This window comes from Streptomyces globisporus (genome assembly GCF_003501885.1).
GTDB classification, from domain to species: domain Bacteria; phylum Actinomycetota; class Actinomycetes; order Streptomycetales; family Streptomycetaceae; genus Streptomyces; species Streptomyces globisporus_D.
This window is the reverse complement of record NZ_QWFA01000050.1, coordinates 44,733-56,079: the sequence shown is the minus strand read 5'-3', so window position 1 is coordinate 56,079 and position 11,347 is coordinate 44,733. Positions and strand designations below refer to the sequence as shown.

Sequence of the window (11,347 nt, the reverse complement as noted above, 5' to 3'; positions counted from 1 at the left end):
CAGAGGAGTCGGCCCAACCCTCCCTCCCGTGCGGCTCGAGCCGCCCTCAATCCGGCCCGGCAGATCGCATCCGCCAGGAAAATTGCGACCGCCCGTTCCCAAGCTTCGCGTCGGCCGACCACGATGCCGATCCTGGGTGGCCCCCGAAGCCACCGTTCTCGAAGGCTGGGGAGGCGGCGCCTGATGGCCGGACCCTCCACCCCTGCCCAGCCGCCGGGTGGCAACGGCACCATCGACGTCAAGCCGAGCGACCTCTGGTCGGTCTCCGGCCGCGTCGCCGTACAACAGGACTTTCTGGTACGCGGCGCGAAGAGGCTTCTGGAGGAACTGGGCAAGTACCCCGATGCAGGAGGCGCAGGCACCGAGGCCCAGAAGTTCGCCCAGGCGTACAAAAGGATCGGTGACCGCTGGCTGGAGGTCTGGGGCCGGTCCGTACTCAGCGTCGGCGGTGTGGCAGTCGGGTTCACCGAGACGGCCAACGCCTACACGAACGCCGACGTCGCGGCCCACCCCAAGCCCGGCAGGACAGCCGAGCAGCGCCCCCGGCCCGCGGTCATCGACAAAGACCCGAACCTCGGCTCCATCCCCGACATCAAGTGGGGCGACGACGACGGCGGCGACGACATCCTGCGCGGCCTGATGGAGGGCATACCCGAAATCGTCCGGGACCTCCTCCATCCACTGTGCAAGAACGTATTCCGGGTCGGCAGGGTGGCAGACGTCTACCCCTATCCGGAACAGCACTACCTCAACTCCCTCTGTCACAGCTGGATGAACGTCTCCATCACCGCGTCGCTGGGAGCGGACCAGCTCACCCAGGCCGTCGGGGCCATCACCAGCCACCAGCAGGCCGAGTGGGAGGCCGCGATGCGGACCTTCTGCAGCGCCCTGTGGGGAGGAACAGCCTGGGGGCAGCAACAGCACGGCTACCAGTGGGCGCAGACCGCCAACTCCGGCCGCGGCACGCCACGCGTCCCCACGGGCAGTCAGCCCGTCCTGGCCGTACTGAAGGACACGGCGATGACATCGCCACCATCTTGCGCGAATACGCGGAAGCCGCCGTCGACCTGAACCGCGACGTCAAGGACGAGCTCGACCGCGCCATGTGGAAAGCCGCCAAGGACATCATCGAGGACCTGGCCAAGCCCAAAGATCTGAAGAGCGCGCTCGGCGCAGCCACATCTCTCCTCGGCAGCGGCGCCGGCCTGCTCCTGTCGTTCGACGTCAAGACGGTACTGAACCTAGACACCGGCAAGTTGAACGGATCGTCACCAAATACACCGGCATCCTGGACGGCCTGACCACCCGGATGACGGCACTGAAAGGGCCGCTGGACGAGGCGTACCGCAGCGCCCCCAAGTTCGAGGCCGGCGTCGCCCGTGCGCATGGCTTCGGGGCCCGGGCCCTGGAGGAGTTCAAGGGCTCGCAGGTGTGGATGAAGGTCGACTCGAAGGGCGACTACGACCTGAATCTCGCTGCCAACGAGTACATGGCGGACGGCCACACGCTGGACAAGCACGTCGGTAAGACGGACGAGCAGCTGGCGCAGCGCCTGCGCGACCAGCAGGCGAGTGGACCGACACAGGCCTGGCCACACGGCAAGCCGAGGATCGGCAGCTCCTCCGCCTTCCCGAACTACCAGCGGGCGGAAGATCTGACCGAGTACAACCTCAATAGGAACAAGGCCACCATCGACGTGTGGATCAAGGGCCCGCCCCAACTGACGGACGGAGATGTCGAGAAGTTCCGTTCGACCGCCCCGCCCGGCGAGACCAGCGGCCGCAGCGTGTTCAAGCAACCGGTGGATCCGAGCGACCCGACGTCCGGTTACAAGGAGGGAGGGACCGGTGCCAAGGCGTATGACGTAAACGGCATCGAGACGCGTCTCAAGTACGACAGCAGCCGCAACCCGCCCTTCACTGTCATGACGTCGATGCCCTACAAGCCCTAGGTGTATGCCCCGCCCAGAAAGGCACGTACGACATGCCCTCCGTCAACCAGACTTCCTGGGACGCCGCGGTACGCCACCTGTACAGGGACGCATACGCCTATATCGCCACCGGTCCGCGCCGCCATGAGGACTGGACGCGCGATGTTCCCCCCCTGATGAGTCGAGGCGTACCGGACCCCCGAGGCTGGGTTCGCATCGACGACGCGGAAAGGGACTCCGAGCGCGTGGGGAACCCCGCGTGGCCCTTCGCCCCGCACCCTCCGGAGTACGTCGCGCCGCGCCTCAAGGAGATTGACCGGAGCAGCGCCGAGAACCTGCTCCTGGCTCTGACGGAGTCCGGCTGCACCCTGTCCAATCTCCGGTACTTCGACGAGTCCCCGGCCGAACTGCGGGCGATGGCGCGCACGATCCTCGAGCGATACGGGAACGGAGCCTCATATCACACCAACGTCAGCAAGCGTGGTAGTGCGCCGGGCACACTCGACTTCAGCTTGGAGAGCCTGGGGTACAGCCCGCTGAGCATCTTCACCGAGGACTGCGGTCTCGTCATCGTCTCGGCCACCGAGGTCGGCCTGTTCTGGTCTTTCTCCGACTGGTGATATGTACGAGCACAGTTCCTGACCAGGTGATTCGAGAGGATGCCCCGTGCTGACCCGTTCCGCTTCCTACCCCGACCGGGAGACCGCCCAGTGGGCCACCCAGCAGGTGGTGACCGCCAACGAGCAGGCCATTCACCGCTGGCTCGCCCAGAACACCCGGTCCCGCCTCACCATCGAGACGGCCTGGCCCTCCCGAGAAGAACCCGTGGGACGGGTCCAGCTGGAGGCCGAGCTTCTGGCCGGGCGCGGGCCCGTGGATGTCCGCGCGGCGCGCGTGGTGCTGCGCCGCGAGCCGTCGAACCCGCACGGCTTCGTCGTCCACACGACCATCCCGTTCTACCTCTAGGGATCGCAGGCACATGCCCATGAAGCCCCTCGAACACGACCGCCGCTACGGCGAGCTGGACCAGGTCATGCGCGCATACCTGGGGCAGCCCGCCGACGACACCCCGGAGCGGCGCAGCCGTGCCCTGGACGCGTACCTCCGCCACACCTGGCACACCCGCCCCTCAGCCATCGCGGAAGCGGAGCGCCAGCTGCGCGAGTACAGCCGCAACCCCCCGGGCCGCATCCGGCTCAGCCTGGGCGAGTTCTACGCGATCCCGGACACCGGCATGCCCGAATCGAAGATCGGTGAGTGGCTGACGGTGCTGGCCGACCACCTGAAGCAGAGCATCGAAGAAGGCGACGTCCCCAAACCGTCCTCCCCTCAGACCCACTGGGAATGGCATATGCGGTTCCCCGAGACCGCGCAACTGCTCGGCGGCTGGTTCTCGCAGGACATCGTCGACGAGTTTCCCGACCACGACGCCGCCGTCACCGACTACACCGCCACCACCGACCCCCAACTGGTCGCGCGCCTCGTGGGCGAACTCCACGAGCTGCTCGCCCTCCCTCTGGACGAGGGCGACTACGCCTTGGCCGCCGCCGAGCTCGGCATGGAGGTGGGCCCGCCCGAACCGTTCTCCCACGGAGCCTGGTTCCAGTCGCTGGCGACGACGCTACCCAGTATCTGATCGGAACTCGCTATCGCTGCCCACGCGCGCACGAAGGCGTGGGCAGCCCACGACAGGGCGGGTGGGAACATTCTCAACGCCCCCGCCGGCGCGGGACTACAAAAGCCCAGGTCACAGCCTCACAAAGACCATCCTGGATGCGCGATGGCCCATGTCCGCCACACCTCCGCCACACACGAAACACCCCCGAAAAACGTGTATCCCCAGGTCAGAACGATTCTGCCTGGGGACACTCGGTGGGGCGGGTGGGACTCGAACCCAACGAGGTGACGCCTCTCACCTGCGACGCTGCCGGAATACCCGACGAAGCAGCCCATTTCCGTCCGGCTGAATCCCGCTCGATCCAGCTCCAGCGGATGCGGTGCAGCGTTCGCTGCACCGCATCAGGTCACGTCGGGGCTGAGCACAGCCGATCAGGGCGTCGGTCTGTGTGACGGCGTCGGCCTCGACCGTGGGATCTGAGCAACATCGGTTCCACCGCCAGGCCGCATGATCGACCGGACTGCGGCGTCTCAGGGCCGCGGCATCCGGGCCCGCTCCTCCTCGGCTGCGAGAACGCAGGCCTTGATCCGATTACGGTCGACTTTGCCGGTGGAGGTCCTGGGCAGCGGGTCCGTCACCATCTCGATCACGCTGGGGATCGCCGCGCGCACCGTTCGCTCCGAGCAATGCAGGCGCAGCGAAAGGCTGTTCACACTTCCCACATCGGTCAGCCGAAGGCGGGCATGCAGGCGATGACCGGCGACCGGATCGGGGAGGGCGATGACGGCGGCCTCGGCAACGGCCGGGTGGTCCAGAAGGATCTGCTCCACACTCTGGGTGCTGACCTGGAAACCACGCACCTTCACCAGGTAGTCGGTCCGGCCGATCACGCTCAGGGCGCCGTCCTCGTGCAGGGTGACCACGTCACCGGTGCGGTAGTAGACAAGGCCGGGTGCACCGTCCGGGTGCGGGGCGAAGGTCTTCGCGTTGGGCGCGTTCACGTATCCCGCGCTCTGGAAAGGGGTGTTGACCAAGAGCTCACCCTGACCGGGACCGGTCAACGACCGGCCGTCCTGGCCGATGATCAGCCAGCGCACACCGGCCAGCGGCCGGCCGATCGGCAGCGGGGTACGGAGGGGCCGGTCCTGGTCCACTTCGTGGAGGAAGCTGTTGTTCGTCTCCGTGCAGCCGTAGTTGTTGTACCAGCGTGCCTTGGAGAAGGTGGTGGACACCCCGGCCAGCACACGAGCGGGCATGCTGTCACCGGCGAAGATGACGTGCTCGGGCGTGTCGAGAGGACCGCTTTCCGCTGTCGCCTCTGCGAGCAGCTGGAAGAGCATCGGCACACCCTGAACCACGGATACCGCGTGATCGGCGACCAGATCACGCAGATAGCCGGCCGAGGCACCCCTGTCCGGGTCGACCAGCACGACGGTGCCGCCGTACGCCAGCGTCGTCCACACGTCCAGCATGCAGAGATCGAAGTTGAGCGGCGCGTAGTTGAGGACAGCGACGCCGGTCGCGATCCCGAAGGTGTCGGCCGCCCACTCGGTGAAACGGCCGACCGCCCCGGACGACAGCGGAACGACCTTGGGCAGACCGGTCGAGCCGGACGTGGTGAGCATGAAGGTCACGGCTTCGTCGTCGACGGCCGCAGCCGGGGGGTACTCCTCACAGCCCATAGCCACGGCTGGATCCACCACCCGGTCGACGGGTGGAGCGTCGGCGAGGCCGAGCACCACCGCGCATCCCGTTTGCTGGAAGAGGGCTTTCAGGGGCGCCTCGGGAAGCTCGTGCGACGGCAGGAGGAAGGAGCGGCCGGCCATCAGACAGCCGAGCACCAGAGCCACGGCTTCCGGTGACTTGCGTACCAGCAGACCGACGGGACGGTCGGCGTCCGGCGCCGCCTCCTCGACCTGGGTGCGTGCCCTGACCGCCATGGCGTACAGATCGCCGTAACTTACGGGCCGGTCCTCCCAGACGAGCGCGGGTGCGCCGGGCTGGGCGGCCGCGCGAGCCGTGAACGATGCGACGAGCGAGCGGGTCATGCCGCACCACCCGCTTGCGGCCGCTCGGCCGTCGCCCGGATGGTCCGCACGGAACGGAAGTTCCCGGCCGTCAGTTCAGGGCCGGTCAGAGTGATGCCGTGCTGCTTCGCCAGCCAGCTCGCGATCTGCAGCACCCCGAGGCTGTCGATCACTCCCGTCGTCAACAGATCGTAATCCGGGTCGAGTTCGGTCCACTCGACATCGGAAAGAAAGCGCTCGACGACGAATCGGGCGATCTGATCCTCGGAGATCCTGATCAGTTCCTCCGGCTCGATCCCGGACTCGGTGGTCATTTCTGTTTCCCATCCTGGGGTCGTGACATGGGGAGCACAGCCTCGTCTCGATGTTCCGGTCTCACACCTCGAGGAGCGTGCAGAACCAGTGCATCCCGGGGGAGGCGACACCCGCGAGGGCGACGAGGTCCCCCGGCGCCAGCTCTCCGGCCTCCTCGTGCAGGTGAAGGGAGACCAGTTGATCGGCAGCGCCCATGTGGCCGAGTCGGCGGGCGAGTTCGGCGTTGGTGCGGGCGACGTGGATGCCGATCGCGTCGGCGGCACCGTGGATCGCCCGTTGGCTGTCGTTGAAGTAGACGAGCCGGGTCAGTTCGCTCCGGTCCCGGCCGGCCCGCGCCAGAGCATGATCGACCACGTCGGTGAACCGTCCGACGACCTCCCCGATGAACCGCCCGAACCGCTCGGGGTCCGCGCCGAAGTGCTCGTAGACCGCGATCATCGGGTCCAGGTCTCGGTGGGTACGGCCCGGGGGCGGTACGGGGTGGGCGGAACCACCGATGTCGATACGGAACAGATCCGCGAACTCAGGATTGGTGAAGCTGGCGGAGGAGAGCCGACGGAGGCGTGGATGCCCCCGGCGCAGGACAGCGGCGGCGGCTCCGTCACTGGCGATGGTGCCGTTGAAATCCATCCGGTTGGTGTGCGTCTCGCTGACCACGTTGACCATGGCCACCAGTACGGTGCCCGTGTCGGGCGAGAGCGCCATCGCACCGGCTGCGTGGTCGAGGGCCAACGACCACGCGGCGCAGGACTGGGTGAACAGCACGGTCGGGGTGCCCTGGGCGTCGAGCGCCCTGGCCACCGCCGCCGAGGGGTCCCATCCCAGGTACTGAGGGATGTCCGAGTGGCCGAGGACGATCAGGTCCACGTCCTCGATGCCGAGGCCGGCGTTCTTCAGGGCGACGCGGCACGCCTCAGCCGCCAGGTCGACCGCGGTCACCCCGTCGGCCACCCGGTGATAGCTCTCGTAGCCCAGTTTGGTGACAGCCTCGGGATCGGGAAGGTACTCGTGCGCGGTTCCCGCCACATCACGTGGAGTGCCGAAAGCGGTACCGGTCGCGACGATGCCCATCTCCGTCGGAGTCTCCACTGGTCGTCCTTCAGTTCTCACGGGTATCGGTCCCCCGGGCGGTGAGTACAGCTTCGAGGCCGAGGCCCCAGTGCAGCAGGGACTCGTCCTCACCGGCACGGCCGACGCACTGGAAGCCGAGCGGGAGGGCTCCCGCGGGACGGGCGGTGGGGATGGTGAGGCACGGGAGGCCGACGCCGCTCCACGGCAGGGACATCACCGAGTCTCCGGCGCTCTCCAGGCCGAGCGGAGCCGGTCCGGTGGCGGCAGGGGTGATCCACAGGTCGACGCCGTGCTCGGCCGTGGAGGCGGCCAGCCGGTCACGGAACGCGTCGCGTCGCGCCAGTGAGTCGGCGTGGTCGGACGCCTGGGCGCCCTGGCCCTGGCGGATGGCCTCGGCGGTGCGCTCGTCGTAGAGCTCCTCGTAGCGTGCGAACCGGTCGGCGTGCGCCTGGGACAGCTCGTAGAGATTGATCACGAAGAAGTCGAAGACTTCTTCCTCGAAGTTCTCGAACATGGGGACGCTCACCACGTCGTAGCCCGCCGTGCGCAGCGCGGCCACCTGCTCGTCGAAAGCGCTACGGGCCTCCGGCTCGGCGAAGTTCATGTACGGACCCTCCGGGATGCCGAGCACCGGCCGGCCGGGGACCGCACGGTCGGACCGCCAGTCGTCGCACAGACAGCTCGCGGCCAGCGCGACGTCGGCGACCCGAGCGGTGATCATGCCGACGGTGTCGAAGGTCGGGGCGACGGGGAGAACACCGTCCAGCGGAATGCGTCCGTGGCTGGGCTTGAAGCCGACCACTCCGCAGTACGCGGCGGGGCGGATGAGCGACCCGATGGTCTGGGTACCGATGGCGAGGGGCACCAGACCCGCGGCGACGGCCGCGGCGGAGCCGCTGCTCGTTCCGCCCGGGGTGTGCTCCGGACGGTGCGGATTACGGGTGGCCCCAGGCGCCGTGACGGCGAACTCGCCCGTCACTGTCTTCCCCGCGATGATCGCCCCGGCATCGAGCAGCCGGTCCACGACGGTGGCCTGCCCTCCTGCCATGGCCTCGGGCGGCAGTGCCGAACCCGCAGCGGTGGGCAGCCCCTCGACGTGGATGATGTCCTTGATCCCGACCGGAACACCGTGCAGCGGAGGCAGGTCTCCCGGCTCCGTCCCGCGCCGGCCGGCTTCCTGGGCCGCGTGGGCCAACCGGTCCGCCCGGCCGGGCTCCGCCACGAAGGACTGGACGGTGCCGTCCACTTCCGCGATGCGCTCGATGGTTCTCGCCGCGTACTTCTGCGGCTCGACAGCACCCGTCCGCAGGCTTTCGGCGGCGTCCGTCAGCGATATGGGCTGAACAAGATCTTCCATGGTTTCCTTCATACGTTCCGGTCGGCGGGCATATGTTCCGGTCGGCGGGCCGAGGCCCGTCACCGCTGCTGTGCCTCTCCAAGCGTCTTGGTACCGGTCGCCGGAGTGGGGATGTCGTTCTCCGGAGGGGCCGTCGGCCCGCTCTCCTCACCGGGGGGCGGCACGCCCGGCGGGAGCAGTTCCTCCACGTCGGCCAGCGGGATGTCGAGCACCCTGAGATACCGCCGCGCCGCGTGCAGGGTGACAGCCAGCAGGGCCATGGCGGCGGCCAGCACCAGGATGGCCCTCTCCACGCCCGCCGCGTCGGCGAGGATGCCCGCTCCCAACGGGCCGATCCACTGGACCCCTTGGACGAAGAAGCGACTGGTCGCCGCGACTCTGCCCTGGTACTGGTCCGGGACCAGCCGGACCTCGTACGACTCGGTCACGACGTTCATCGGCACCATGCTGATCATGGCCACCATCACCACCAGGCCGATCTGCCACGGCTGGGAGACCGACACAACTACGGCGAAGGAGGCCATGAAGACCCACGCGGAGATGATCAGGACCCGCCGTGCGCCCAGCTTGCCCATCAGCAAGGGACCGAGGACCGCTCCGATGACACCACCGGTGACCGCGAGCGAGGTGGCGAGACCGACCGCCGTGGGCCCGCCTCCCCGATGCTGTATCAGCACCACGAAGAGCAGGATGAAGCCCTCGGCGACGGCGTTGAGTACAGCGCCCCAGATGAGCGTGAACACCAGGTAGTCGCTGCGCCTGATCATGCGCAGGCCGTCGCCCACGTCCTTGGCCAGGCTGGACCTGGGCCCGTCGCCCGGGTGCCGATCCGGGCCGAGGGGCCGGCGGATCAACAGGGAGCCCAGGGTGACGAAGAGGAAGGAGACCGCGTCGAAGAGGAACGGGATCCAGCGGCCCATCGCGTAGAGGAGGCCACCGAGCGGAGCGCCGACCAGCTGGGCGACCATGTCGCGCCCCATCCCTTGGGCCGTCGCGGTCGCTATCTGCTCCTTGGGGACGATCCTGCGGAGAACCGGCATCGAGACAGCGACCCGCAGGCCGGCCGCCAGACCACTGACCAGGGCCATCGCGCCGATCGCGGTGATCGAGGGGGCGCCCCGGTACACCAGCAGGGCGACGACGCCCATCGACACCGCCTGGACCAGCGGTGCGAGACAGAGGATGGCGCGGCGGGACACCCGGTCCGCCAGCGCCCCGCCCACCGCGAGGGTAGCCAGCTTGCCGACCATGTGCAGGACGGTGATGACGCCGGCTTGGGCGGCGGATCCGGTCAGGTGGAGGACCAGCAGCGGGAAGGCGAGCGTCGACACGCTGGTGCCCAGCGTCGACAGGCCGTTGCCCGACCACCAGTACATGTAATCGCGATCCCGCCACAATGACGGGGGGCTGACCGAAGCCGGCCCGGTCTCCTCGGGACGCGCCTGCGCCATGGCTAGTCGTCCCCTGTCCTTTGTCTCCACGCTCGTCCGGGCGTATGCCGCCGACCTGCGATGCATGCTGGTCGATGGAGAACAGGCCGGGCCAGGCAGCGCACCGGCAACTCACGGGGCGGGAATTGCCGCTCGATCGACCGGACCACGGTCGTACACCTCGATGGTCCCGGCGCGGATCCGGCCCGCCCCGCCACCGGATCGAACCCCCGACGCAGGACCGGCGCACCGCTACCGGAAGAATCGCGACGCCCGCGTAACCCGTTGTCCAGCAGGAGGAGGCGAGGCGTGATCGCTGAGGTGGTGCCCACCGAGGTGCGAGCACGGGAGGCATTCGACGACGACGGCCCGGACGGCGCCGTCACCCTCTTCGCCACCGAACAGGCGGTGGTGGAAGGGGTGCTCGACGAGCGGCGCAAGGAGTTCACCACGGTGCGGGGGTGCGCCCGTGCGGCACTGACCGCCCTTGGGGTGGACCCGGCGCCCTTGGTGCCCGGCCCCCTGGGCGCACCCGGTTGGCCCGCGGGGGTCGTGGGGAGCATGACCCATTGCCGGAACTATCGCGCGGCCGCTGTCGCGCTGACCAAGGACTTCGCGGCTCTGGGCATCGACGCGGAACCGCGGGAGCCCCTCTCCCCCTTTATGGCGGAGCGGATCGTTTCGGACGTCGAAGCGAGCTGGCTCCGGCAGGACTTTCCCTCGGCCGCCGGTCTGCCACTGGACCGTCTGCTCTTCTGCGCCAAAGAGGCTTCCTACAAGGCGCTCTCGCCGTGGACGGGAACCCGTTTCGGCTTTCGGGACTTCACTGTTCGACTGCGGCCCGACGGCACGTTCCTCGCAGTTCCCCCGACGCCTGAAACACCCATTTCATCCCGCGGCCCAGCTGGGTTCACCGGCCGCTGGGCGGCATGTTCCGGCCTCCTCCTGTGCGTAGTGGCACTTTCGGCCAGCTATGTGTCGTCCGACCTCCTGGACGATTTGGCGTCGAAAGCAGGGAAAAATTGGGACAATCAGAAACAAGCAACCCGGCGGAACAGCTGATCTTCACCATGCGGCAATGTCATTTCAAGCCAATCTCGCCCGTCCGAGAGCACATCGATGCGGTACTTTCAAGCCGTCATGAGCGTTCGTCGACTCGGTCAGCGCCCCTTCGGGGACGGTAGCCACCATCGACCTCGGAAGAGTGCGGCGTTTCTTGTCCGGGCGCCCGGAAGGACGACGTGTTGGACGGGCGCTGCGCAGGCGATACGAGCAAGCATGCCCTTGCCGTACCCACGCCTCCCCATGCACGTGCTCCACAAGGAACGAATAGGCACATGCTGATGATTTCAGCATGTACATCGGTGGGCCGTGTGATTGCCGACGAGTCACAGCTGGTCAAAGCCGGAGCGGTCCGAGCCGTCCTGCTCAGCCGAATTTTCTGCCGCCTCCACATCTCCCACTCGGATGAGGTCTTGGAGTAGGGTCCTCCGTAATTGCAGGAGATGCTTCACTGAGCCGCTCGTCAGCGCACACGCGAACCTCACGGCGCTACAAACGCCACGGCTCGCCTATCGGCACCACCGCTCTCATAAAGAA

Annotated in this window: 12 protein-coding genes; 7 read left to right on the top strand and 5 right to left on the bottom strand. The window is 67.9% G+C overall.

The features are described from left to right. Positions 1–183 precede the first annotated feature (183 nt). From D3105_RS11990 to D3105_RS11965, 6 genes are all read left to right on the top strand, one after another. Positions 184–1,071, top strand: a complete 888-nt coding sequence (locus D3105_RS11990; RefSeq protein WP_118903197.1) for a hypothetical protein — start codon at positions 184–186, stop codon at positions 1,069–1,071. After that, a complete protein-coding gene (locus tag D3105_RS11985) occupies positions 1,038–1,301 on the top strand; it encodes a hypothetical protein (RefSeq protein ID WP_118903195.1) in 264 nt (87 codons plus the stop codon). Before D3105_RS11990 ends, D3105_RS11985 begins: the two co-directional genes overlap by 34 nt. Before the next feature lie 8 nt (positions 1,302–1,309). Then, positions 1,310–1,951: an RNase A-like domain-containing protein gene (locus D3105_RS11980; protein ID WP_118903193.1), complete on the top strand. Its 642-nt coding sequence runs from the start codon at positions 1,310–1,312 to the stop codon at positions 1,949–1,951. A 224-nt stretch (positions 1,952–2,175) separates the two neighbouring features. After that, positions 2,176–2,550 carry a hypothetical protein gene (locus D3105_RS11975; RefSeq protein ID WP_240646878.1) on the top strand — a complete coding sequence of 125 codons (375 nt, stop codon included), beginning with the start codon at positions 2,176–2,178 and terminating at the stop codon, positions 2,548–2,550. A gap of 46 nt (positions 2,551–2,596) precedes the next feature. Further along, the gene (locus D3105_RS11970; protein ID WP_118903189.1) at positions 2,597–2,896 is read left to right on the top strand and encodes an RNase A-like domain-containing protein; all 300 of its coding nucleotides are present in this window, start codon (positions 2,597–2,599) and stop codon (positions 2,894–2,896) included. A gap of 13 nt (positions 2,897–2,909) precedes the next feature. Further along, the gene (locus D3105_RS11965; protein WP_118903187.1) at positions 2,910–3,566 is read left to right on the top strand and encodes a contact-dependent growth inhibition system immunity protein; all 657 of its coding nucleotides are present in this window, start codon (positions 2,910–2,912) and stop codon (positions 3,564–3,566) included. A gap of 512 nt (positions 3,567–4,078) precedes the next feature. Here the strand turns inward: D3105_RS11965 and D3105_RS11960 are convergent. From D3105_RS11960 to D3105_RS11940, 5 genes are all read right to left on the bottom strand, one after another. After that, on the bottom strand, positions 4,079–5,596 hold the full coding sequence (locus D3105_RS11960) for an AMP-binding protein (RefSeq protein ID WP_118903185.1): 1,518 nt from the start codon (positions 5,594–5,596) through the stop codon (positions 4,079–4,081). After that, entirely contained in the window at positions 5,593–5,889 is a 297-nt protein-coding gene (locus D3105_RS11955) for a phosphopantetheine-binding protein (protein WP_031122359.1), read from the bottom strand. Before D3105_RS11955 ends, D3105_RS11960 begins: the two co-directional genes overlap by 4 nt. Positions 5,890–5,950: 61 nt before the next feature. Further along, complete coding sequence (locus D3105_RS11950) at positions 5,951–6,979, bottom strand: 3-oxoacyl-ACP synthase III family protein (protein ID WP_118903183.1); 1,029 nt, start codon at positions 6,977–6,979, stop codon at positions 5,951–5,953. Positions 6,980–6,989: 10 nt separating this feature from the next. Then, positions 6,990–8,318, bottom strand: a complete 1,329-nt coding sequence (locus D3105_RS11945; RefSeq protein ID WP_055558901.1) for an amidase — start codon at positions 8,316–8,318, stop codon at positions 6,990–6,992. Between the two features lie 59 nt (positions 8,319–8,377). Continuing rightward, a complete protein-coding gene (locus tag D3105_RS11940; RefSeq protein ID WP_240646877.1) occupies positions 8,378–9,694 on the bottom strand; it encodes an MFS transporter in 1,317 nt (438 codons plus the stop codon). A gap of 363 nt (positions 9,695–10,057) precedes the next feature. Here D3105_RS11940 and D3105_RS11935 point away from each other — a divergent pair, with 363 nt between their 5' ends. Beyond that, positions 10,058–10,810, top strand: a complete 753-nt coding sequence (locus tag D3105_RS11935; RefSeq protein ID WP_094213182.1) for a 4'-phosphopantetheinyl transferase family protein — start codon at positions 10,058–10,060, stop codon at positions 10,808–10,810. The last annotated feature ends 537 nt before the right edge of the window (positions 10,811–11,347 follow it).

What these genes read in the sequence shown, in the direction of transcription:
- D3105_RS11965 (WP_118903187.1), top strand. Translation starts at nt 2,910, where the DNA reads ATGCCCATGAAGCCCCTCGAACACGACCGCCGCTACGGCGAGCTGGAC.
- D3105_RS11990 (WP_118903197.1), top strand. Translation starts at nt 184, where the DNA reads ATGGCCGGACCCTCCACCCCTGCCCAGCCGCCGGGTGGCAACGGCACC.
- D3105_RS11945 (WP_055558901.1), bottom strand. Translation starts at nt 8,318, where the DNA reads ATGGAAGATCTTGTTCAGCCCATATCGCTGACGGACGCCGCCGAAAGC.
- D3105_RS11960 (WP_118903185.1), bottom strand. Translation starts at nt 5,596, where the DNA reads ATGACCCGCTCGCTCGTCGCATCGTTCACGGCTCGCGCGGCCGCCCAG.
- D3105_RS11980 (WP_118903193.1), top strand. Translation starts at nt 1,310, where the DNA reads ATGACGGCACTGAAAGGGCCGCTGGACGAGGCGTACCGCAGCGCCCCC.
- D3105_RS11955 (WP_031122359.1), bottom strand. Translation starts at nt 5,889, where the DNA reads ATGACCACCGAGTCCGGGATCGAGCCGGAGGAACTGATCAGGATCTCC.
- D3105_RS11940 (WP_240646877.1), bottom strand. Translation starts at nt 9,694, where the DNA reads ATGTACTGGTGGTCGGGCAACGGCCTGTCGACGCTGGGCACCAGCGTG.